This window comes from Pseudoglutamicibacter albus, assembly GCF_031458175.1.
Taxonomy (GTDB): Bacteria; Actinomycetota; Actinomycetes; order Actinomycetales; family Micrococcaceae; genus Pseudoglutamicibacter; species Pseudoglutamicibacter albus.
On sequence record NZ_JAVDXX010000001.1, the window covers coordinates 244,575 to 267,870 of the forward strand.

Below are 23,296 nucleotides of genomic sequence, written 5' to 3' on the forward strand. Positions count from 1 at the left end.
GACGCACGTGATAATCACGCTCCAGGTTTGAGGACGTAACCAGCTCCGCGAACGGTGTGGATCATTGGCGAGCGGCCTGTGTCAATTTTTTTGCGTAAGTATGAGATGTATAGCTCGACGATATTAGCTTGTCCGTCAAAACCATAGTTCCACACTGATTCTAGGATCTGTGGTTTGGACACTACCCGACGAGCATTCTCCATGAGGTATTTCAAAAGGTCGAATTCGGTTGCGGTGAGTTGAATCTCTTCGCCAGCGCGGTGCACTTCGTGCGAAGCGGTGTTGAGGCTGAGATCACCGACCACGATTTCGGTCTCGTCGGCGCTTGCTGCGCCGGAGCGTTGCACAAGACGGTGCAAGCGCAGGAGGAGTTCTTCGAGGTTGAAGGGTTTGGTGACGTAGTCGTCGCCGCCGACTGCCAGGCCTTCGATTCGTTCGTTGGCGGAATCCTTCGCTGTCAAGAACAGTGCTGGCAGTTCAGGCTTGAATCCGCGGATTCGCTTGAGCACTTCAGGCCCTTCGATTCCTGGCAACATCCAGTCGAGGACAACGATGTCTGGGTTGACGTCACGGGTCATCTGGACGGCTTCGAGGCCGTCGTGACACACAGTGGCTTCCCAGCCAAGCATGCGGACTCCCATCGCTACGAGATCGGCGAGGGTTGGCTCGTCATCGACGACGAGAGCGCGGATAGGGGAACCGTCTGGGTGTTCAAGGCGCGGTAGCTCTTGAGGGGAGAAACGAGAAGTGCTCATGTAACCACTTTTCCTGAGAGAGGTGAGGTAATTCTATGGAAAACCTATGTAAATGCTGTGTAACGCTTCTACATCAGCTGTTTCTTCTTGTCAAGACAGCATCTGAATTATATGCAACTGATTGAATCAATATTCACCAACCGGCACTGATTCTCAGTCTTGAGGCCTGAAGGTTGCGGGTTGCATGGTGACGAAGATTGCATAGTGCCGGTTCGTGGGTGTGCAAAAACTCTTTGATAATTCAAAGCCTTAGGTTCAAAGTGCCTCCGGGAGTGAGGTTCGTCACTAAAATCGGCGTGTATCTCACATGCTGAGACGTTTGCATAAACTTTGCTTGCGATATCGAAATATTGCGAGCAATATCTTGTCATACAAGGAAATGAGCCGAAACATATAACGTTCCAGAATTTCGGACCATTGTGAAAATCGCTCTGTTATATCGTGTCATTTTCGCATTGGTATGTTTTTAGGCGTTGGAGTTTTGGTTGGCAGGGCCCCGGGGCGGCAAGGTGTCGGGGCTGCGTCTAAGGAGCAGGTATGTCCACCAACCCCGGATACGTTCACATCTCTGTCCGCGCCGCACAAAAGCGCGCAGCAGCAGCTCGCCGAGCAGCTGAGTTAGGTCGGGCCGGCTGGGGTAACCTCGCTCCAGTACCTCAAGGGCAGAACGGGATGCATCCCATGCCCGGTCAAGCTATGAGGCATAACAACCCTGCAGAATCCGGCGGTGAGACATCGGCGCGCGGTTTCGTGGTCTATGTGGGTCTGGATGAAGAGACCGCAGCAAACGCGGGCACGTCGCTTTCGCGTTTGTCCTCGCAGGTCACGACGTTCCTCCAGACTCTGGTTCCGGACGCTCAAACTCACGCGGCAGTAGCGCTCGCGCCTGCAAGCGCCGGTGGTAGCAACATCGACGTTGTGCGCCAGTGCTTGGGCGACCCAACTGTCAGCGGCAACGCTCCGGCTCGCGCGGTCCCGACTGTCGCTGATCCAGCGCGTCACACCGTGGGTGTATTGATTGATCTTTCTCGCCGCGAAGTGCAGCTCGACGGCGACATCCTGAACCTCACTCATAAAGAGTTTGAACTTCTGAACTACCTCGTTGAGAACGGTTCCCGCACTGTGGGGCGTGAGGAGCTGCTTGAGAGTCTGTGGCGCGGCGCCGACGAGATCCCGAATGAGCGTACGATCGACGTTCATATCCGTCGATTGCGCGCCAAGCTCGGGCGTCTGTCCAATACGGTACGGACTGTCCGCGGCCAGGGCTACCGCTTTTATGATCACCCAGAGGTGACCGTGTGGGCGGTTCCGGAATACTCCATCTAATATAGAACCAATCCATGGTGTGAACGGGGCGAGGCTTGATGCCTTGCCCCGCTCGCATTTAATGGTGTTGAGTAAGTGGTCCGGTTGGATGTCAAGCGAGGGATTCAGATGGCAGCTAAGACTCTGTTGATCATGCGTCACGGAAAAGCTGAGGCTCCGTGGGGGCAAGAGGATCGAATGCGTCAGCTCACCGAGTTCGGATGCGAGCAAGCGCGCCGGGCGGGGGAGTATGTGCTGGGGCAGGGGCTCGTGCCGGATGCAGCCTTGGTGTCTGATGCGGTGCGTACGAGGGCGACGTATGCGATGTTCTCTTCGGTGCTGGGCGAGGATGCCCCGAGCGCGTATCTCGATGCTGATTTGTATCTGACTGATGCAGTGGGCCTGATTGCCGCGATTAATCATGTGCCGGAAACGGTGTCCCGTTTGATTGTGGTCGGGCACATGCCTGCGGTGCAGGATGCTGCAATGCGGTTGGCGTCAGCTGAGTCAGATGAACAAGCGGTCATGGACATGGCGGGGCATTACCCGCCCGCATCGTTATGTGTGTTCCACTTTGATGGTGTGTGGGCTGAGCTTGACGGGCGCGATGCGGCGCTGGAGCGGTTCAAGACCTTTAAGTAAGCAACATTCAAGGCAGTGTGCCAGGAGATGAAACCCCCGAGAATATAAAAGGTCTCGGGCACCGCATGAACGGTGTCCCGAGACCTAACAATTTGCGCGCCCTAAGGGATTCGAACCCCTGACCTTCTGTTCCGTAGACAGACGCTCTATCCAGCTGAGCTAAGGGCGCATTTAGTTTTCATCTGATGTTCACCTGATCGGTTCTCATCGATGGCGACCTGCATAAGATTACCGAGACTTTGGCGGGTGTGCAAATCGGTAGTCCAGTACCACGTAAAAGATAGACCGGTCTATTTGACGTGTGTTACCAGCCGAAGCTCAAGAAACCCCGGAAATACAAGGAACTTAGACCGCTCACTTGCCTCGTGGGGCCCTGTCCGCGTGGGACGCCTCACGTCACGTCCTGCCTGCACCTGCATTCTGTAAGCCCTCATGGTTACTCTTGATGGAGACGCAACAGTCCATTTGGAGGCATAGTCTTATGACCGCGAACGCTGAGCAGACCAGCTTGTCCGCACCCACTTCTCACCAGAAGCTGGCGCAGTGGGTGTCCGAGGTGGCAGCGCTGACCCAGCCGGATGCTATCCACTGGGTAGACGGTTCCGAATCCGAAGACCTCAAGCTCAAACAGCTCCTTGTTGACGCCGGTACGTTCACCAAGCTCAACGAGGACTTGTTCCCTAACTCTTACCTCGCGAACTCTGACCCTGCCGACGTCGCGCGTGTCGAGTCCCGTACGTTCATTTGCTCCGAGAAGGAAGAGGACGCAGGCTTCACGAACAACTGGATGGATCCGGTTGAGATGAAGACTAAACTCAACACCCTTTTCGAAGGCTCGATGCGCGGCCGCACGATGTACGTCATCCCGTTCGTGATGGGCCACCTCGACGCGAAGAACCCTAAGTTCGGTGTTGAGATCTCTGACTCCGCATACGTCGTGACCTCGATGCGCATCATGGCCAAGATCGGTAACGAGGTCTTGCGCAAGATGGAGGAGACGGACGCGTTCTTCGTTCCGGCGTTGCACTCGGTCGGCGCCCCGCTTGAAGAGGGCCAAGAGGACGTTGCGTGGCCATGCAACGAAGAGAAGTGGATTGTGCACTTCCCGGAGGAACGCTCGATCGTCTCCTACGGTTCCGGCTACGGCGGCAACGCGCTGCTCGGTAAGAAGTGCTACTCGCTGCGTATCGCCTCCGTCATGGCACGCGATGAGGGCTGGCTCGCGGAGCACATGGTGCTGATGCGACTGACCAACCCGGAAGGTAAGTCCTTCAACATTTCCGCTGCGTTCCCATCGGCATGCGGTAAGACCAACCTCGCTTTGATCGACCCAACCGTGGACGGCTGGAAGGCCGAAGTCCTAGGCGATGACATCGTCTGGATGAACTTCGACGAAGACGGCGCTCTGCGTGCGGTCAACCCTGAATACGGTTTCTTCGGCGTAGCACCGGGCACCGGCTGGTCCACCAACCCGAACGCGATGCGCGCCATCGCTAAGGGCAACACGATCTTCACCAACGTCGCACTCACTGACGAGGGCGGCGTCTGGTGGGAAGGCATGACCGACGAAGCCCCAGATCACCTGATCGACTGGCAAGGTAATGACTGGACTCCGGACGCAGGCCGTCCAGCGGCCCACCCGAACAGCCGTTTCTGCACGCCGATCAGCCAGGCTGACATGCTCTCCGAGGAGTACTACAACCCGGACGGCGTCAAGCTGGACGCGATCATGTTCGGTGGCCGCCGCAAAACCACCATCCCGTTGGTCTCCCAGGCTCGCAGCTGGACCCAGGGCGTGTTCTTCGGCTCGACTCTCTCCTCTGAGACGACCGCGGCCGCAGAAGGTGCTGTGGGTGTTGTCCGCCGCGACCCAATGGCAATGCTTCCATTCATCGGCTACGACGCGGGCGACTACCTCAACCACTGGGACAAGCTACGCGACCTTCCAGCGGCTCAGGGCGGCAAGAACCTGCCAGCCGTGTTCTTGGTCAACTGGTTCCGCCGCAACGCTGAAGGCGGGTTCGCGTGGCCTGGCTTCGGCGAGAACTCGCGCGTTCTGAAGTGGATCTGCGACCGCATCGAAGGCAAGGTTGAAGCTGAAGAGACCCCACTGGGTCTGATCCCTGCTGAGGGCTCGCTGGACCTGGTTGGTTTGGAGATCAGCGATGAGGACCTCGAAGCCGCAACCCGCTTCGATGTTGAAGAGTGGAAGAACGAGCTTCCACTTATCGAACAGTGGTACGAGAACTTCGGCGATCACCTACCAACCGCTATGCGCGCCGAGCTGGACGCTTTGCGCGAACGCCTCGGAGCCTAAACGCCAAGCATCAGCTGAAGCCGCACGCACGGCTTCAGCTGATGCTGTGAACTGATAACGATGCCGCAGTCACTGTGTGAGGTGACTGCGGCATCGTTGTTGTCTGCAGAGAAAGGTGGGCCCCGTGGCGGAATTGACGCTGATTTTCGATGGCCGCTGTGGTGTGTGTACGCGGGCTGCGGGTTGGTTGCGGCGGCTTGATAGGGGTGGCCGGATCCAGCTGAGGGCCTCGCAAGAGCACGGGGTGCGTCAAGCGTACGGCCTCACGCAGGCTCAAACGGATGTTGAGATTTGGGGATTCCGCGTGGTTACCGGCGAAGGCCGCGTCATGGTTTCACGTGGTGCCGGTGCTGCGGCGATTGCGTTGGATGTCGCGATGGGCACGCGGATTTTTCGAAACCTGTATCGCTTCCCGCCGCTTCGGTGGTGTGCGGACCGTGTATATGCGTGGGTGAGCGCGCATCGCGGAAGATTCCCGGGAACCACTCCGTGGTGTACGCAAAACCCCGGAGCCTGCGAGGATACTCAAGTATCCCGCGCAAACCCCGGGGCATGCGGTGCAACGCAGCCATACGGTGCAGCGTGACCGTGAGGTGTAGCGCGGCTATGCGGTGGTGCGTAGCTGCGTGGCTACGTCAACGCCCTCAGGCTTGACGCTGTAGCCCCTGACGCCTTAGCCGCGGACGATTCCGAGCACCGTATCGCGGATGCGTTCCATCGTTTCTTGGTCTGCGGCTTCAGCGTTGAAGCGAAGCAGAGGTTCGGTGTTGGATGGCCGCAGGTTGAACCACCAGGAGCCGTCGGATGCGCTCACGGTGGTTCCGTCGAGGGTTTCGATTGTGGTGTCGTCACCGGAAGCGAGCTCGTCAACAACTTTCTGGGTTGCGGCCGCGGCGTCGGCGACCGTGGTGTTGATCTCGCCGGACGCGACGTACGGGTGGTATTTGGCGACCAGCTCCGAAAGTGGCTTATCTTGCCCGCCGAGCGCGGCAAGAATGTGCATCGCGGCCAGCATCCCGGTGTCTGCGAAATAGAAGTCACGGAAGTAGTAGTGAGCGGAGTGCTCACCGCCGAATACTGCGTTCTCATCGGCCATCACAGCTTTGATGAAGGAATGCCCCACGCGCGTGCGCACCGTCCGGCCGCCGGCCGCTTCAACCGTTTCCGGCACTGCTTTGGACGTGATGAGGTTGTGAATCACCACCGGGGTTTCTTCACCCTCGGACTTCGCGCGGGTGATCTCGCGGGCGGCAACCAACGCGGTGATCGCGGAAGGGGAGACGGCATCCCCGTTCTCGTCCACAACAAAGCAACGGTCCGCATCGCCATCGAAAGCAAGCCCAAGGTCTGCGCCGTGCTTCTTCACGGCCGCCTGGAGGTCTGCGATGTTTTCCGGCTCGATGGGGTTGGCCGGGTGGTTCGGGAAGGAGCCGTCCAGCTCGAAATACAGCGGCACGATCTCAAGCGGGAGGGGATCCAGCGCGGAATCGCCCAGTACGGCCGGGGTCGTGAGGCCAGCCATCCCGTTGCCCGCATCAACAACCACCTTGAGGGGGCGGATACGGGAAAGGTCGACGAGCGAACGCAAGTGCCGGGCGTAATCAGGCAACACATCGCGGTGTTCAATCTCAGCACGCGCATTGAGAGGCTGAGGGAGGCCTTCGTTGAGGTACTTCTGGGCGAGGATGCGGATGTCCTCGAGGCCCGTGTCAGCAGAGATCGGTTTAGCGCCGGCACGCGTCATTTTGATGCCGTTGTAGCCGGCCGGGTTGTGTGAGGCGGTGAAGGTCACGCCGGCGGCGTCGAGGGAGCCGCTAGCGAAGTAGAGCTCATCGGTAGAGATCTGGCCAAGGACCAACGGGTGTGCGCCACGCGCGGCGAGGGTCTCAGCGAAAACTTTGACGAACAGTGTGCTGGAAGGCCGCATATCGCCGCCGACGAGCACGGTGGCCCCTGCCAGTCCGAGCACGTCGACGAAAGCCGCGGCGGTGGCTTCTACTGTTTCTTCTGTGATGCTCTCGCCGACGATACCGCGTACGTCATAAGCTTTGAATGAATCGCTGAGATTGATCGTGGTCATAAGTGTCAGACTACGCTGTCACGCTTTGCTCAATGGTCAGACTCACGGAAACAGCGGGAGGCGTGGGATGGAATTTACAGGTAACGATGCCCTGTCTGCTGACTTCGATGCGGATGCGGCTCTTGCCGCGTTACGCCGTCTGGTGGGCCGGGCGGGCACAGACAGCGAGCGTGTCCAGTTCCATCCGGGGCAGCTTGAAGCGATCGAGGCGCTTGTGGGGCGCCGGCGTAGGGCCTTGGTGGTTCAGCGGACCGGTTGGGGTAAGTCTGCCGTGTATTTTGTGGCGACCGCGCTGTTGCGGGCTCAGGGAGCCGGCCCAACACTGATTATTTCTCCGCTGTTGGCGCTGATGCGAGATCAGATTGCGGCGGCTCAGCGGGCTGGTGTGCGCGCGCAAGCGATCAACTCGGCGAACGCGACGGAGTGGGAACAGATCCGCGGTCAGCTCGCCGCAGATCAAGTGGATGTCTTGTTGGTGTCTCCGGAGCGGTTGAATAATCCGCGGTTCCGTGAAGAGCAGCTTCCGCAGCTGGTTGAGCGGATGGGGCTGCTCGTGGTGGATGAGGCGCACTGTATTTCTGACTGGGGGCATGATTTCCGGCCGGATTACCGCAGGATCAAGGACCTCATCGAGCAGCTTCCGCAGGATGTGCCGGTCTTAGCGACTACCGCGACCGCGAACGAGCGCGTTGTTCGGGACGTTGAGGAGCAACTGGCCGCAGGTGGTCAGGATGTGTTCACGTTGCGTGGCCCGTTGGCGAGGAAGTCGCTACGTTTGGGTGTTTTGCGGATGGCAAGCCCGCGTAAGCAGTTGGGTTGGCTCGTGCAGCATGTGGGGCAACTTGCCGGTTCCGGGATTATTTATGCTTTGACGGTTTCCGCGGCCGAGGACATCGCTCAGATGCTGCGCGAGGCGGGTCTGAACGTGCGGGCCTATACGGGGCGCACGGATCAGGATGAGCGGCACGAGCTTGAAGATGCGTTGAAGAATAATCAGGTCAAGGCGTTGGTTGCGACCTCCGCGCTGGGTATGGGGTTCGATAAGCCTGATCTTGGGTTCGTGGTGCACGTGGGTGCTCCGAGTTCCCCGGTCGCGTATTACCAGCAGGTGGGGCGTGCTGGGCGTGGCGCTGCCCGGGCGGATGTCATGTTGTTGCCGGGGCCTGAGGATCGGGAGATTTGGCGGTATTTCGCGTCTGCGTCGATGCCGCAAGAGTCCGTGGCCCGCGCTGTGCTCGATGCGTTGGCTGAGGCCGGTGGGCCGGTTTCGGTTCCTGTTTTGGAGGCGCGGGTCAATGTTCGGCGGACGGTGCTGGACCTGTTGCTCAAGGTGCTGGCTGTGGATGGCGCGGTTGAGCGGGTCCAGGGCGGCTGGGTGGGTACCGGTGTTCCGTGGGTGTATGACCGTGGACGGTATGAGCGGGTGGCGGCGGCGCGTGAGGCTGAGCAGGAAGCAATGCTTGCGTATGAGCAGACCGAGGAATGCCGGATGCGTTTCTTGTCTGAGCAGTTGGATGACCCGCACGCGGAGGATTGTGGAATATGCGATAACTGCGCTGGCCGCTGGTGCCCTGCCGATGTGGGGGATGAGGCGACGCAGCTGGCTGAAGGTGGCCTGAATCGGGTTGGTGTAGAGATTGAGCCGCGGAAGATGTACCCGACGGGGCTTGCTGCGCTGGGCTTGGATGTGAAGGGCCGGATCCCTGTTGAGCTTCAGGCCGCTGAGGGGCGCGCGTTGGCTCGGTTTACAGATTTGGGGTGGGGCACACGCTTGCGTGAACTACTGCAACAGCAGACCCCGGATGCGCCGGTGGCCTCCGATGTGCTGAACGCGTGCGTCAAGGTCGTGGGGGAGTGGTCGGCTGCGGCTGGCTGGATGGACCCAGATGGCATGCCGTCTTCTGAGCGTCCGGTGGGGGTTGTGGCGATGCCGTCTACGCGGCATCCGCAGCTGATCTATAGCTTGGCGTCTGAGTTGGCTCGGATTGGGCAGATGCGCTTCATGGGTGCGCTCGAATATTCGGGTGCTCCGCCGAGGTCTGGGCCGGGCGGCAACTCGGCGTACAGGTTCGCGGATGTGCGTGACGCGTTCGTGGTGCCGCCTGCAATGGGTGAGGCGGTGGCTTCTGCGCCGGGCCCGTTGTTGCTCGTGGATGATGTGGTGGATTCGCGGTGGTCGATCACGAGCGCGACCGCAACCTTGCGGCAGGCAGGCGCTCCAGGGGTGCTGCCGTTCGCTTTGGCGGTTGTTGGTTAGCGGGGGTTCGTAGACTTAGTTATATGGATCCAACGTTTCTGGTCTTGGGTGTCGTTGTTGTCGTGGTCGTGGTTGTGCTGGGGCTACGGTCAATGGCTAAGCGTGCGCAGAATAAGCTCCGCTCCAACACCACACCTGAGCGTGCCCGTGAGGTTTCTGAGCTTCTGGACACCGAAACCCATAAGGCGGTGTATGCGAGGATCGCTCAAAATGACCTGATGGGTGCCGCCCAGTTGATCAAGAGCGCCACGAACCGTTCCAACATGGATTGCGTCACTGACGTGGTGGCGTTGCAACAATACCCGCAGATCAAGACCGAACCTGCGTTGCGTGAGATCGAGACGCCTGAGTTCGAGTCGCCGGGGACTGGGGCGCCTTGGGAAGGGCAGTCGCGGGACGGGGAAACATCGGGATCCAGCGCGTCCCGTACTGAGTCGTCGGAGTCTTCTGTGGATTCCGGGGTACAGGACGGGGCCGGTAGCGAGCTTGACCTGGGCAGTGACCAGGATTGGGCGATCCCTGAGGACTGGGCGGTTAAGTACGGTGATGAGGCGGCTGCCTCTGAACGGCACATGAACTTCACACACAACGATGGCGTGCGGGAGCATTCGTTTAGTACCCAGGACATTACTGGTGCCGAGCGGGATCAGTTCATGGCCAAGATGCGCGATGGCCGTTTCGATGAGGCGGCCGAGATCATCGCGCGCCACATCGATCTGAACCAGGAGATGATCCGCCGTGCTTTGGAAGCGAACACGTCGGCTGGCACGAGCGATGGCATCACGCTGCAGGTCAATGTTGAGGATGGCCGCACGGTCACGTTCAGCACGGATCATTTGAGCGAGCCGGAGCAGGACGCGTTCATGATGGCGATGCGCACCGAAGATGTGGACGCGGCGATGGATATTTTCATGCGTCACACCGGTGTTGATGAGGAGCACGCTCGGGAGGTGCTGCAACAGATTGCGCACCTGTATAAGCGTGGACGGTAGGTCTGCTGGTGTAGCTGTTTTGCGCATATCAGTTGTGCAGTATTGAGATGTCCGCTTTTGAGTTTTGAATAGTCGGTTTTATCGCTTTAGGAGGGTGACATGGCATTGGCGCCGAACGGAAACGATCCATTTGCTGGTTTGGGTGAGGTCCCAAGCTTTGAGCTGACGTCTACCACGGTTAAGGATGGTGGGATGTGGCCGGCTGAACAGTACTCGGGTGCTTTCGGTATCGAAGGCGGCCAGGATATTTCGCCGCAGTTGAGCTGGTCTGGCGCGCCTGAGGGCACTAAGAGTTTTGCTGTCACAGTGTTTGATCCGGATGCCCCAACTCAGTCGGGTTTCTGGCACTGGGTTCTCACGCGTATCCCGGCTTCGGTCACGGAGCTCGATGAGGGTGCCGGTAACGGCTTGGACCTTCCGGAGGGTGCGTTCCAGCTGCGTAACGATGGCGGCCAGCCGGGCTTCATTGGTGCCGCGCCTCCGCAGGGGCATGGCCCGCATCGTTATGTGATTACGGTGCATGCTTTGGATGTTGAGGATCTTGGTGTGGATGGGGATACGTCGCCGGCTAAGCATGGCTTCATGATGTTCGGGCACACGTTGGGCCGGGCAACCATGGTGGTCAACGGGGAGATCCCAGCCTAGGTTTCAGCGTGGTTCCCGGCTGTAGGGGCTGAGTTGTTTTTGAGGGCGGTTTCGTGGCGTGAGCTGCGGGGCCGCCCTCGTTGAGTTAAAGCCTCACTCTGTCTGGCGGTGTGATTGGGTTGCGCTGATGGGGCTGGGCTCTGTTAAGGATCGCTAATCTTAGGGGGTGCTTAGTAAGCGTAGCCTAGCTTTGCTAGCGCTGAGAGGTGGGGAGGAGGAAACTGTTCATATGAGTTCAACGAATGTGGGACATGAGAATAGGCTGGAACCGCATCAGGTTTCGGGGTATGCGCAGAAACTGAACTGGCTGCGTGCCGGTGTTTTGGGCGCTAATGATGGCATCGTCTCGGTTGCGGCGGTGGTGGTTGGTGTTGCTGGGGCGACAACGCAGATCGGCCCGATTTTAGCGGCTGGGGCTGCTGCTGTGATTGGTGGCGCGGTGTCGATGGGTCTTGGCGAGTATGTTTCGGTTTCTTCGCAGAAGGATGCGGAGGAGGCGTTGGTTGCTAAGGAGAAACGTGAGCTTCTTGAGGATCCGGAGGGGGAGCTTGAGGAGCTGACGCAGCTGTATCAGCAGCAGGGGCTTTCGCGGGATACTGCGGAGAAGGTTGCGGTTGAGTTGACTGAGAAGGATGCGTTGAAGGCGCACCTGCAGATGGAACTCAACATTGATGAGGATGACATCGTGAGCCCGTGGCATGCGGCTTTCGCTTCGATGCTTGCGTTCCTCGCTGGTGCGATCTTGCCGATGTTGACGATCGTTCTGCTCCCGCATGGAGCGAATATTGTGGGCACGTTCGCGGCGACGTTGGTTGCTTTGGCGTTGACGGGGGCGGTTGGAGCCAAGCTGGGTGGTAGCTCGCCGGGCAAGGCCGCTATCCGCGTGGTTGTTGGTGGCGCGCTCGCGCTCGGATTCACGTACCTCGTGGGCTACCTTCTGGGTGCGTCAGGAGTCGCTTGAGGTGTAAGCGTTTCAGTACAAGAAGCATGCTTCTAATATGGCTTTAGCCCGGCACCCTTAAAGGGTGCCGGGCTAAGACGGTCTATCACTAGTTACCTGAAAACACAGTTAGTCGAGGTTAGCGATGGCGTAGTCGGCCTCTTCTTTGGTGAACTTTTCACCGTGTTCACTTGTCAATTGGTCATGAATTGCGCTTGGAGACATAGCCATCGATTCTTGATAATTCTTGGCTGTTTCGAGGGCGTTCTTTTTATAGTCTGCCTTGAGATTGTCTATCGCGTATTGAGCTGCTTCTTTAGTAAATTTTTCACCGTACTCGCTGGTGAGCTGTTCATAGATTCCGGCCTTGCTCATGTGCATCGTATCGGAGTAGGTCTCCGCAGTTCTGAGTGCTGACTTATATTCCGTCGGAATTGTCTTTTCAGTTGGCTTGTCAGTTTTTGTAGAGGCGCTCGACTTCTCACCGTCACTTGTCTGTGACTTATGCGTCTCTGAAGCTGATGGGGTCGAGGAGCCGGCCGGTGAGGCGTTCTCGTCACCTCCGTTAGCCAATGCATTGATGATGCCGATACCGAGGACGACGTAGATGGCAATCATCCACCAGCGGGTCCAAAGCGACTTTTTCTTGGTAGTCGCGGGGGAGCTGCTCGAGGATGGAATGTCACCCGGCTCAGACGCTGGTGGCACCTGTGGGGAGTTATGGTCTGACACGTATGAACCTCCAAGATGAATATGCATTTATCTCTTCTTTGCAACAGTATTGTCCCATAAAATGTGTCCAATGGATTTCGATATGGCTTTACGACATTTTTCTACATATCTGCGTAGCCCACGTCGCGACAGGGTGGCACAGAAAATTGCTACCCCAGTAGTCACGTGCAACAGATGTAACGGCAACAGGACGATCCCCGGGAGTATCGGAGCTGCAAGGTAAGAAAATCGTTTCGCGGGGTTCTTTAGAGACCCCAGCGCCGGAACGATGACGCGACACATCAACGCCCCAGAGCATAAAAAATGTCGGGACATCGTGTGAACGATGTCCCGACACATAACAAAAGCGGAGACGGGGGGATTCGAACCCCCGGTCCGGTTTTACCCAGACCCTTCATTAGCAGTGAAGTCCAATCGGCCACTCTGGCACGTCTCCACATTGCCCTCACGAAGGGCAACATCCCATAGTTTAGCCGAGGGCAAGCGTTCACATCAAAGTGAACACCTGGCCGCAACCGTTCACACGGTCCCAGGCCACGGCTATTGGCGGGTCAACGCGCCCCAAATAAAGCTGTAGCTTCGGGCCGCAGTCCGGGCAGCGGACGCATGGTCCACTGAACCTGAATGTCCGCCATCCACCTCCTCGTGGTACCACGCGTTACGGTGGCCGAGCTCCTCCAACAACGCATAAAAGTGACGTGCCTGCACAGGACCCACACGGTCATCGGACGCTGTAGTCCACACCAATAGTTCAGGCCACGTAACCTCACCCTCGCTGTTGGCTGTATCAGCTAGCCGATGGGTAGCTGAAATATCGCGCAGATGTTCAACATCCCCGGGAACATCAGGGTCGCCGTACTCCGCGATCCACGAATGCCCCGCCGAAAGCTGCGTGTACCGCAGCATGTCCAGCAACGGGACACCACACGAGATCGCGCCGAACAGCTCCGGGTAGCGCACATACATGTTGCCCGCTAGCAGGCCACCATTCGAGCCACCGGCCATACCCGTCAAAGCAGCTGAAGAAACGCCGCGCTCATGAAGATCACGCACAACAGCCGCCAGATCCTCGTACGCGCGCGGACGTTTCTCACGCAAAGCAGCCGCATGCCAATCCGGGCCGTACTCGCCACCGCCGCGAATATTCGCGACAACAAACGCCGGAGCCCGGCCCTCATCCGTGCGGCGCTCAAGCCAGCCAAGGCCCACCGCCGAAGAATAAACCGGAGTACGGGACACCCGGAAACCACCATAAGCACTCACATACACCGGCGTCTTACCGTCCAGCGGAGCGTCCTTCGGGGCGACCAAGAAGTACGGGACCCGCGCCCCATCATCAGACACCGCGAAATGCTGCGAAACCTCGTGTGCGCTCACATCGAAACGCTCCGGCGCAACACCGATGACCCGCCAGCCACCGCCGCCACTACCATCGTCGCCGTCACCTTCACCGCCAGCGCCACTCACGCTCGCGAGCGAACCGAGCTGCAGCGTCGGAGGCTGTAGGAACCCCTCCGAAACCATCCAGACGTCGTCGCTATTTTCCTCATCAAGCGGCCACATACTCACCGAAGACAACGCCGGCACACCAGGCAACTCAGTCACCTGCCAATCGTTGCGCGGATCCAAACGCACTACCCGGGAAGCGACGTCCCTCATGATGAGAGCGAAGCCAAAATTCTTGGTGAACCCCACGCCCTGAACGGACTCGGACTGCTCCGGGACCAATACCGCACGCAAACCAGACCGCTCACCAGCCAGCCACTCAGTGGTCTTGACCACCAAAACCGTTCCAGCCGGGTAGCTCTGCCCGTTGACCTCCCACGTGCTCATCGGGCGGATAATCAACCAGTCCTCAAAGAAGCCAACGTGGGCATCCCCCGGAGCGTCGATCTTCTGAACAGTCACGCCTACACCGGTGCCACCGCCAGCGCCCCCGTCTGCGCCGTCACCAGCTCCATCGCCTAACGCCACATAGTTCGTGCCGGTGAAAAAGTCCTCAGCATCCCGGAACACGGTCTTCTCAAATCCAGGCGTGGTGTCCACGCCGGCCCCAGCCGCCACGTGGCTCGCATCAACCTCGAACACAACCTCCGCATCCGCCAGATCCTGCCCTCGGCGCACACGGCGCACGCACCGCGCATAGGTCGACCGCGTCATATCGTCCTCGCCCGTCACCGTAGAGACCAAGAACGTGTCATCAAAACCCCAGCTCACGGACGTCTTCGCCAACGGAAGCTCCAAACCGCCGTCAACAAAGCCCCGATCCACCGCATCGAACTCACGGACCACCACCGCATCCCCACCATCAGGGGAGAGCATCACCAACGCACGCCGCGGCTGCCCTCCCGGCTTCGGCTCCCAGGAGGCACCACGCCACACCCAATTCACGCCCTCATCGGCGCTGAGCTCATCCAGATCCAGAAGCGTCTCCCACCGTGGGGCGCCCGCAACATAGGAATCCCAGTCCGTAGTGCGCCAGATCCCGCGCGGATGCTCGGCGTCCTGCCAGAAATTCGTGTGGAACTCACCATGCCTGCTGACCGTGATGAGCCGATCCTGGGCATCCATCGCTTCCTGGATCCGAGCCACCACACGTTCATGCTCCGGGGAAGCTAGATGCTCATCAGTCGCGCTCGTGCGTTCAGCAGCCCACTCGAGCGCCGCCTCACCGCGAATCTCGTCCAAAAATGAATGAATATGCGTCAGGTCAGTTGGTTTAGTCACAGCCTAAGAATACGTTGAAGTGATAGAGATAAATACATGGAACAAGCAACGGATCATGCACAGGATGACGGCCTCCTTCGCGTAGTGGTGATCGGCGCTGGACCGCGCGGAACCTCGGTTGTGGAGCGGCTCGCGCTCGCCGCGTCGGGGCAGTCCGCGTGGGCTCCTTCTGATCTGTTGATTGATGCCGACGACGGCCAGGCCCTGGCCGCGCGCCCGTTGCGTATCGATGTGGTTGACCCGTGCGATCCCGGTTCTGGCAGGGTGTGGGATCCGGGGCAGTCGCGGAACTTGTGGATGAACACGCCCTCGATGTTCCCCACGGTTGCCCCGGAGCGTCCAGCCGGTGTGGGGCGGGCCGAACATCCGGGGCTGAGTTTTGAGCAGTTCCGTCTCTCTGACGGTGATGGGGCCGAGCTGAGCGAGGTCGAGCGGGCCGAGCTGGGGGCGTTGGGGCCGGGTAGTTTCCCGCCACGCCCGCTCTATGGCCGGTACTTGCAGCACGTGTGGGAAGGTGTCGCCACACAGCTGGAGCGCTTGGAGCACGTGGATGGGCCGCATGTGCATTCGACGTTGGCGGTTTCGGTTGACCCGCATGTTGGTGGTGGCTACCGCGTTGTTTTAGGCACGGGCCAGGTTTTGTATGCGGACCGTGTGGTGCTGGCTCTCGGCCACGTTCCGGCCCGGATCTCACCTGAGCAGGAGGCCGTGGGTTCGGCGTGTGCATCGCATCCGGGGGCGCACTATGTTCCCCCGCACGTTTCCACGGACGTGGACTATGGTGCGCTCCCGGCCGGTCAGAACGTCCTGGTGCGCGGGATGGGGTTGAACTTTTTCGACCTCATGGCAGAGGTCACTTTGAGCCGTGGCGGCCGCTTCGAGGCAACTGATGGCCCGCCAGGGCAAGCGTTGAAGTATGTCCCGTGCGGAAAAGAACCGGTGCTGATCGCGGGCTCGCGCCGTGGAACCCCCTACCGCGCCAAGGCCGCGATCCCAGCGTTCATCCCGCCGGGCATCGAACTCAAATTCTTCACCTATGACCGCATCGTTGAGGCAGCGGAGAAAGGCGCGACCGGCCGGTTGCCCGGCACCGTGGACTTTGAGCGTCACGTGTGGCCGCTTCTGAACCGGGACGTGATCCGCACCTACTACTACGAGCTCGCTGCCGCCGCTCCCGAGGTGTTCGAAACCACCCCGTCCGTGTTCTTGGATGAGCTGGACGAAATCCTTGCCGCCCCCACCGACATCGGTGACGAGGTGTGGGTTCTGAAGCTCAAAGACGCGTTGGCACGCGCGCTCCCTGACCGTGAACTCTTCGATATCCGGGCACTGGCTCGGCCGTGGTCGGGGCACGGCGCGATCACCGCTGAGGCCTACCGTGCCGCGACTATCGAGATGCTGGAGCGTGATGTCGCCGCCGCCTCGCTGGGTACGGGTTCGCCGGAACACATGGCGATCGGTGCGCTGCACGCCGGCCGAATGATCGTGAAACGTCTGATCGCGGAGAGCTATATCGACGAACGTTCCGTCGCTGCCCAGGTGCGTGGCTGGTTTGAGCCGCTCGTGGAAGGCCTCGCGTCGGGGCCTCCTTTGGAGCGCATCGAGCAGATGGCGGCGCTGGTGCGGGCTGGCGTGGTTGAGGTTCTGGGCCCTGAGCCGTCCTATACCTACGATGCGGAGGCCCGTCTATTCCGCGCTGTGTCCCCGTGGGTTGGCGGCGCGGAACCGGAGGCGGCGTGGATGGTTGAGGCGATGATGCCAGCCAACCGTGTTGCGATCACTGATTCGCCGCTGTTGCGTTCGATGCTGGCCTCGGGTTTGGCTCGCCCTCGCGTACGCATGACCGATGATGGTGAGCAGGTTCCTGGTTCTGGCCTTGACGTTGAGGGCGCTGATCACCGTGTGGTCGGGACAAGTGGCGCTGCCTCCGATGGCGTGCACGTGCTTGGCCTGCAACTTTCCTCTGTGCAGTGGGGGACTGCGATTGCGGCTGAGGCCGGTGGGGATCCGCACGTGGGCGCCCGGACACTGGCGGATGCTGAAGCGATCGCCCGCTCGGTTCTGTTGGCCTAGTCTGACGCTTTAAAAGCGGAAACCCCGGAATCTCGATGATTCCGGGGCGCTCAGCGGAGGGTAAGGGATTCGAACCCTTGGTACGGGGTTACCGCACAATGGTTTTCAAGACCATCTCCTTCGGCCACTCGGACAACCCTCCAACATCGCTTGAGTTTATCGCATGCTTCCGTCAACTCTGTATTCGTGTCAGTCTGGGTGTATGTGTGCTGATCGTGAAGTGAAAATGCCCGGCCAGCCGAGGCCGGTGGTTCCGTCAGATGTGAAGACATCCGCAGCGATGACTGCGGTCTCGTTTGAAGGGGCGGGCGGCCCTGAGGTGATTCGGGTGGGGGAGGCTCCCGTTCCGGAGCCTGGCCCTGGAGAGGTTTTGATCCGGGTGCGCGCGTGCGGTGTGAACCCGGCTGATGTTTCGCAGCGTGAAGGGAACTATCGTCCCCCGAAAGGTGCCTCGGAGGTTCCGGGGCTAGAGGTCGCTGGCGAGGTTGTGGGGCGCGGCCGCGGCGTGAGCGAGGCGGTATGGCCGTTGGGTGAACCCGTGGTCGCCTTGATTGACGCGGGTGGTTACGCAGAGTATGCGGTCGCTCCGGTCGCGCAAGTTTTGCGGGTTCCTCGCGGTATCAGCATGGTGGGTGCGGCTGCATTGATTGAGGTTGCCGCCACGGTGTATTCGAATCTTGCGATGACTGCGCGCCTGCAAGCGGGCGAGACCGTCCTGGTGCATGGCGCATCGGGCGGTATCGGGACGTTCGCGCTGCAGTGGCTTTCGGCCTGCGGGCACACGGTGTACGCGAGCGCATCGACCCCGGAGAAGTGCCGGTGGGCGCGTGAACGCGGCGCAACTGAGGCGATCAACTACAGGGATGAGGATTTCGTTGAGCGCATCAAGCAACTCACCGACGGCCGGGGCGTGGATGTTGTGATCGATGTAGTGGGCGGGGCATACCTGGACCGTAACCTGAGATGCTTGGCTACTGATGGCCGGATGGTCACGATCGGTTTGGTGGGTGGCCGGAAGGCTGAGCTGGATATGGGCCGGTTGATGATCAAACGGCTTTCGGTGCACGGCACTACGTTGCGGGCTCGGCCCGCGGATCAGAAAGCGGCGATCGTTGCGGCTGTGGGTCAGCATGTGTGGCCTTTGATCGCCGATGGCCGGGTCACGGTGCCCGTGGATGCGCAGTTCCCGCTGGAGCAAGCGAGGGCCGCGCATGAGTATCTGGCGCGCGGCGAGCATTTCGGCAAGATCGTGTTAACGACGCATCCCGACAACCGGGAGTAGTGTGTCTTGTACAAGTCATCGCAAGTACCTATTTGAGTGAGGTTTCTTATGTCTACAACCTCAGACGAGGTTCAGCGGCCACCGGCGTACGTTGAACCTGACGTCCTGGAAGCAGAGGAACGTAAATGGACTCCGACCCGCATTATCGTGTGGGTCGGAGTCGCCCTGTTGGGCGCGGTTGGTTGGGGTGCGATCGCGCTGGGCCGCGGCGAGCCGATCAACGCGGTGTGGCTGGTTTTCGCGGCGGTCGGTACATACTTGATCGCGTACCGGTTCTACGCGAAGTACATTGAGCGTAAAGTTGCGAAGCCTGATGACCGCAGGGCAACACCTGCGGAGGTGAAGAATAACGGCCAGGACTTCATGCCGACAGACCGTCGCGTGCTGTATGGCCACCACTTCGCTGCGATTGCGGGCGCTGGCCCGCTGGTTGGACCGATTTTGGCGGCCCAGATGGGTTACCTTCCCGGTACTATCTGGATCATTGTTGGTGTGATCCTCGCAGGTGCCGTCCAGGACTACTTGGTTCTGTTCTTCTCGATGCGTTCTGGCGCTGTCTCGTTGGGGCAGATGGCTCGCCAGCAGCTAGGCCGTTTTGCAGGTACCGCGGCGATCATTGCGACCGTGTTCATTATGACGATCATCGTCGCGATCCTCGCGCTCGTGGTCGTGAACGCTTTGGGTGAGTCTGCTTGGGGTCTTTACTCGGTTGGCCTGACCATCCCGATCGCGCTGTTCATGGGCGTCTACCTGCGCTTTTTGCGCCCGGGCAAGGTTATGGAAGTTTCCATCATCGGTTTCGTACTGTTGATGTTCGCCATCATCTCTGGCCGTTGGGTCGCTGAATCCGAGTGGGGCGCTTCGTTCTTCCACCTGGATAAGACCACGATCGCGTGGATGATCATCATCTACGGTTTCGTCGCCGCTGTCCTGCCGGTGTGGCTGTTGCTCGCGCCACGTGACTACTTGTCCACGTTCATGAAGATCGGCGTGATCGCGCTGTTGGCCGTCGCGATCGTTGTGGTACGCCCGATGCTGGACGCGCCAGCCGTCTCGATGTTCGCCTCGGTCGAAAACGGACCGGTGGTTTCAGGTAAGTTGTTCCCGTTCCTGTTCGTGACGATCGCGTGTGGTGCGCTCTCTGGCTTCCACGCGCTCATCTCCTCAGGCACCACCCCGAAGCTCGTTGAGAAAGAACGTCAGACCCGTTTCTTGGGTTACGGCGGCATGCTCATGGAGTCTTTCATCGCGATCATGGCGCTCATCTGTGCCCTCGTGATTGACCGCGGCGTCTACTTCGCTATGAACTCGGGTGCTGGTCTCACCGGTGGGACCGTGGAAGGCGCGGTCCAGTTCGTGAACTCGCTCGGCTTGGTTGGCGCGACTGAGCTGACACCGAACATGCTCACCGAGCTTGCCAATAACGTCGGCGAAGAGTCCGTGGTGTCCCGCACCGGTGGTGCACCGACGCTCGCGGTCGGCTTGGCCTACATCATGCAGCAGTGGTTCGGTGGCGTATCGATGATGGGCTTCTGGTACCACTTTGCGATCATGTTCGAGGCTCTCTTCATCCTCACCGCTGTGGACGCCGGTACCCGTACCGCCCGCTTCATGCTGCAGGACGCGTTCGGTAACTACGTCCCTAAGTTCAAGGACATGTCATGGAAACCAGGGGTGTGGATCACCACCGCGATCATGGTCGGCCTCTGGGGCTACATCTTGATCCTGGGTGTGACTGACCCGCTGGGCGGTATCAACACGTTCTTCCCACTGTTCGGTATCTCGAACCAGCTGCTGGCTGCGATCGCGTTGGCGATCGTCATGGCGATCGTTGCGAAGAAGCAACGCTTCAAGCATCTGTGGGTTATCGTCTTGCCGCTGGCTTTCACCACTGTCATCACGATGTACGCCTCGCTTTTGAAGATTTTCTCGCCTAACCCTTCGGTGGGCTACTGGGCTAACCACTTCAAGTACAAGGAAGCGCTCGCCGCTGGCGAGACGAGCCTTGGCACGGCAGGCAATGTTGAAGCGATGAACGCGGTGGTCCGCAACACGTTTGTTCAGGGTTCGCTTTCGATCTTGTTCATGGTTTTGGCGATCATCGTGATCGCGGCTTCGACCGTCGTCACGTTCAAGGCCTACCGCCACGGCAAGGTCGTGGATCCGTTCGAGACCGAGGAAGTGGAGTCTAAGATCTATGCCCCTAGCGGTTTGATCCCTTCGAAGCCGGAGCGTGAGCTTGAGCAGCGCTGGAAGGAATATGACCAGAAGGTCGCTGCCGGGAACGCTCCACGGAAGGAGTGACCCTTTCTCATGGGACAGGTGATGGCAACAGTCGTGGATTTTCTGCGTAAGTTCGGCCGCTTCTTCAGCGGTGTCGTAGGCGCGGATAAGTACCACCGCTATGTTGAGCATTTTCAACGGGCGCACCCCGGTGAAGAGCCGCTCAGCGAGAAAGAGTGGTGGCGCCAATACCACGATTTCCAGGACAAGAACCCTGGGGCTCGATGCTGTTGAGGCATCGCTACCGCTGAGCCACCGCCGCTGTTGAGGCTTAGCCCGCTCAAACCAGCTATCTTGGGTGCATGCGTGAGTTTTTCAAAACCATGTTCGGTAACCCGGACCGCAAGGACACCAAAGATCTAGGCGAGGGCGTGTGGCGCTCAGACTATTGGCGATTCCGGCGCGCGGTGGACCGTATGCACCAGGTCCTGGAGCAGGCGCAAGCTGACGATGCGTATCACGTGATCCTCACGTACGCGGACGAGGTGGGTGACCACCTTGAACGCGTACGTGAGGTCTCACACCGAGCGCAAGCGGCGTTCCCGTCTTCAGGAGACCATGTCCCAGCCGCCGCTATGGACGTGCACCATGCGTTAACGAAAGCAGCCACGCACGCTGCGACCCTCGCTCAATCCGCAGCGATGCTCGGGTGGGCTACCGCCGAGGATGCCTCAGAAGCTGGCCAGGGTGGCGCGCCGCAAGAGGCCAAAGCGGCGCAGGACAACAAAGCGGCGAAAGACAACCTGGACCGCAAGAGCGGGGCAGTGGACTCATATGTTGAAAAGGCGGAAGCTGCACTGCAGCGGGCACTGCATCGCTAAACACTGTAGGCCGGCGCACCGCAGAGTAGGGTACGCGCACCGCAGAGCTAAACACCGCCCAGTCCGGGTTAAGGGTCAGAATGTGTGTCTGGGGTTGGTGTTTTCGGCTGTGTTGGCGCGGGTTTCAGCGGATATATATGGCTGCTGGGCATATATCGGTGGTGTGAGCGTTCATTCCTCGGTGTGGTGCCCTTGATGTGCTACCGGCTAGTGGTGTGGTGGCTGGATGCCGAAGAACAGACCACGATGCCACTGCGGTGGCGATATGAAACGCAATGGCACCACCACACAAGGTAGGACAAGGTGGCGGTGCAAACTCTGTGGAGCCTCAAGCACCAAAACCCGGACTGACATCACCAAAGCAGCAGTGTTCAAGCAGTTCATCGCTCACTGCACCTCGACCCGTAGCTTGAAAGACACCGCACAACAGGCCGGGGTGAGCCCTTCGACGTTGAAGCGACGGTTTAGCTGGTGCTGGCTGGTTGAAGTACCCGACCCGATGATCAAACACGCCGGGACGATCTATGACCAGATCTTTATCGATGGAACCTACACCGGTGCCGGGTGTCTTATCGTGGCAGCCACCTTCGATCATGTCCTGGCCTGGCACTGGTGCAAGCGTGAAACCAGCCTGGACTACCAACGACTACTTCAACGTATCCCCGCACCAGTGATCGCTGTCATCGATGGAGGACAAGGAGCCGCCAGCGCTATCAAGAAATGCTGGCCTGCCACCGTGATCCAACGCTGCCTGGTGCATGCACAACGAGTTGTACGACGCTACACCACCTCACACCCGCGTACCGATGCGGGCAAAGCGATCTATCAACTAGCACGGAACCTGACCCGGATCACCACCCTGGATGAAGCAGCCACCTGGGCGAGGCAACTCCATGAATACGGCACCTTCTACCGGAGATGGCTCAACCAGAAAACCTTCACCACAGACCCAATCACCCAACAACGCCACTGGGCCTGGACACACCCGAACACCCGTAAGGCCTACAACAGCCTGCTACACCTATGGCGTAACAACCTCCTGTTCACCTACCTCAACCCACCGACCGAACTACAGCACCGGCACCGCATCAAATCCACCACCAACAGCCTTGAAGGCGCGATCAACGCCGAACTGAAACTGCTCACCCGCACCCACCGCGGCAGAACCGGAGAACACCAACGAAAAATGCTGGAATGGTGGCTCTACCAGAAAACAGAACTGCCTGACGATCCAACAGAAATCGCCAGGCAGTCCAACTGGGGCCAAAACCAACTCGCCAAAGTACCAGCCCTGACCCACAACAAGAACCAAGCCGACCACCAAACAGGACGACCAGCCCTCTACGACAACGCTATCGACACCACCTACACACACTCAATCGGCATCCAAAAAGGCCACATCTAACCCCCGCAACACACCCAAACCAGACACACATTTTGACCCT

The 23,296-nt window shown here is 59.5% G+C and carries 18 protein-coding genes and 3 tRNA genes; 14 read left to right on the forward strand and 7 right to left on the reverse strand.

From position 1 onward, the window contains the following. Window positions 1-14: 14 nt before the first annotated feature. Window positions 15-755 (reverse strand): response regulator transcription factor, encoded by a 741-nt coding sequence (locus J2S67_RS01015; protein ID WP_035754796.1) that lies wholly within the window; start codon window positions 753-755, stop codon window positions 15-17. 537 nt (window positions 756-1,292) lie between these two features. On the opposite strand from J2S67_RS01015, the gene J2S67_RS01020 reads away from it, so the two are divergent. Further along, the gene (locus J2S67_RS01020; RefSeq protein ID WP_310245468.1) at window positions 1,293-2,081 is read left to right on the forward strand and encodes a winged helix-turn-helix domain-containing protein; all 789 of its coding nucleotides are present in this window, start codon (window positions 1,293-1,295) and stop codon (window positions 2,079-2,081) included. Window positions 2,082-2,189: 108 nt separating this feature from the next. Further along, window positions 2,190-2,702, forward strand: a complete 513-nt coding sequence (locus J2S67_RS01025) for a SixA phosphatase family protein (RefSeq protein ID WP_070490606.1) — start codon at window positions 2,190-2,192, stop codon at window positions 2,700-2,702. A gap of 95 nt (window positions 2,703-2,797) precedes the next feature. Here J2S67_RS01025 and J2S67_RS01030 read toward each other — a convergent pair. Further along, window positions 2,798-2,871 (reverse strand) — tRNA-Arg (locus tag J2S67_RS01030). Window positions 2,872-3,183: 312 nt separating this feature from the next. Here J2S67_RS01030 and J2S67_RS01035 point away from each other — a divergent pair. Beyond that, window positions 3,184-5,019, forward strand: a complete 1,836-nt coding sequence (locus J2S67_RS01035; protein WP_310245472.1) for a phosphoenolpyruvate carboxykinase (GTP) — start codon at window positions 3,184-3,186, stop codon at window positions 5,017-5,019. A gap of 124 nt (window positions 5,020-5,143) precedes the next feature. Next, a complete protein-coding gene (locus J2S67_RS01040) occupies window positions 5,144-5,605 on the forward strand; it encodes a thiol-disulfide oxidoreductase DCC family protein (RefSeq protein ID WP_310245474.1) in 462 nt (153 codons plus the stop codon). A gap of 87 nt (window positions 5,606-5,692) precedes the next feature. Here the strand turns inward: J2S67_RS01040 and J2S67_RS01045 are convergent, their stop codons facing one another. Continuing rightward, the gene (locus J2S67_RS01045; RefSeq protein WP_310245477.1) at window positions 5,693-7,099 is read right to left on the reverse strand and encodes a phosphomannomutase/phosphoglucomutase; all 1,407 of its coding nucleotides are present in this window, start codon (window positions 7,097-7,099) and stop codon (window positions 5,693-5,695) included. A 67-nt stretch (window positions 7,100-7,166) separates the two neighbouring features. On the opposite strand from J2S67_RS01045, the gene J2S67_RS01050 reads away from it, so the two are divergent. From J2S67_RS01050 to J2S67_RS01065, 4 genes are all read left to right on the forward strand, one after another. Beyond that, the gene (locus J2S67_RS01050) at window positions 7,167-9,356 is read left to right on the forward strand and encodes a RecQ family ATP-dependent DNA helicase (RefSeq protein WP_310245479.1); all 2,190 of its coding nucleotides are present in this window, start codon (window positions 7,167-7,169) and stop codon (window positions 9,354-9,356) included. Window positions 9,357-9,379: 23 nt separating this feature from the next. Continuing rightward, entirely contained in the window at window positions 9,380-10,348 is a 969-nt protein-coding gene (locus tag J2S67_RS01055; protein WP_035757412.1) for a hypothetical protein, read from the forward strand. Window positions 10,349-10,447: 99 nt separating this feature from the next. Continuing rightward, window positions 10,448-10,993: a YbhB/YbcL family Raf kinase inhibitor-like protein gene (locus tag J2S67_RS01060; RefSeq protein ID WP_035757410.1), complete on the forward strand. Its 546-nt coding sequence runs from the start codon at window positions 10,448-10,450 to the stop codon at window positions 10,991-10,993. Between the two features lie 229 nt (window positions 10,994-11,222). Continuing rightward, window positions 11,223-11,954, forward strand: coding sequence for a VIT1/CCC1 transporter family protein (locus J2S67_RS01065; protein WP_070506569.1), 732 nt, complete (start codon window positions 11,223-11,225; stop codon window positions 11,952-11,954). Between the two features lie 108 nt (window positions 11,955-12,062). Here J2S67_RS01065 and J2S67_RS01070 read toward each other — a convergent pair whose 3' ends face one another. The 3 genes from J2S67_RS01070 to J2S67_RS01080 all read right to left on the reverse strand — a co-directional run bounded on the left by J2S67_RS01070 (window position 12,063) and on the right by J2S67_RS01080 (window position 15,392). Then, a complete protein-coding gene (locus J2S67_RS01070; RefSeq protein WP_232219315.1) occupies window positions 12,063-12,665 on the reverse strand; it encodes an Ltp family lipoprotein in 603 nt (200 codons plus the stop codon). 347 nt (window positions 12,666-13,012) lie between these two features. Beyond that, a tRNA-Ser gene (locus J2S67_RS01075) sits at window positions 13,013-13,101 on the reverse strand. A gap of 104 nt (window positions 13,102-13,205) precedes the next feature. After that, window positions 13,206-15,392 carry a prolyl oligopeptidase family serine peptidase gene (locus J2S67_RS01080; protein WP_310245486.1) on the reverse strand — a complete coding sequence of 729 codons (2,187 nt, stop codon included), beginning with the start codon at window positions 15,390-15,392 and terminating at the stop codon, window positions 13,206-13,208. A 36-nt stretch (window positions 15,393-15,428) separates the two neighbouring features. Between J2S67_RS01080 and J2S67_RS01085 the strand changes: the two genes are divergently transcribed. Next, the gene (locus tag J2S67_RS01085) at window positions 15,429-17,465 is read left to right on the forward strand and encodes an FAD/NAD(P)-binding protein (protein WP_310245489.1); all 2,037 of its coding nucleotides are present in this window, start codon (window positions 15,429-15,431) and stop codon (window positions 17,463-17,465) included. Window positions 17,466-17,519: 54 nt separating this feature from the next. On the opposite strand, the gene J2S67_RS01090 is transcribed toward J2S67_RS01085, so the two are convergent. After that, a tRNA-Ser gene (locus J2S67_RS01090) sits at window positions 17,520-17,607 on the reverse strand. Between the two features lie 138 nt (window positions 17,608-17,745). On the opposite strand from J2S67_RS01090, the gene J2S67_RS01095 reads away from it, so the two are divergent. The 5 genes from J2S67_RS01095 to J2S67_RS01115 all read left to right on the forward strand — a co-directional run bounded on the left by J2S67_RS01095 (window position 17,746) and on the right by J2S67_RS01115 (window position 23,256). Beyond that, window positions 17,746-18,747, forward strand: coding sequence for an NAD(P)H-quinone oxidoreductase (locus tag J2S67_RS01095; RefSeq protein ID WP_310248643.1), 1,002 nt, complete (start codon window positions 17,746-17,748; stop codon window positions 18,745-18,747). A gap of 48 nt (window positions 18,748-18,795) precedes the next feature. Next, window positions 18,796-21,051: a carbon starvation CstA family protein gene (locus J2S67_RS01100; RefSeq protein WP_310245492.1), complete on the forward strand. Its 2,256-nt coding sequence runs from the start codon at window positions 18,796-18,798 to the stop codon at window positions 21,049-21,051. 9 nt (window positions 21,052-21,060) lie between these two features. Then, window positions 21,061-21,264 (forward strand): YbdD/YjiX family protein, encoded by a 204-nt coding sequence (locus J2S67_RS01105; protein ID WP_052048639.1) that lies wholly within the window; start codon window positions 21,061-21,063, stop codon window positions 21,262-21,264. 68 nt (window positions 21,265-21,332) lie between these two features. Beyond that, window positions 21,333-21,851 (forward strand): hypothetical protein, encoded by a 519-nt coding sequence (locus tag J2S67_RS01110; RefSeq protein ID WP_052048638.1) that lies wholly within the window; start codon window positions 21,333-21,335, stop codon window positions 21,849-21,851. 226 nt (window positions 21,852-22,077) lie between these two features. Then, window positions 22,078-23,256, forward strand: a complete 1,179-nt coding sequence (locus J2S67_RS01115; protein WP_310245177.1) for an IS1249 family transposase — start codon at window positions 22,078-22,080, stop codon at window positions 23,254-23,256. The last annotated feature ends 40 nt before the right edge of the window (window positions 23,257-23,296 follow it).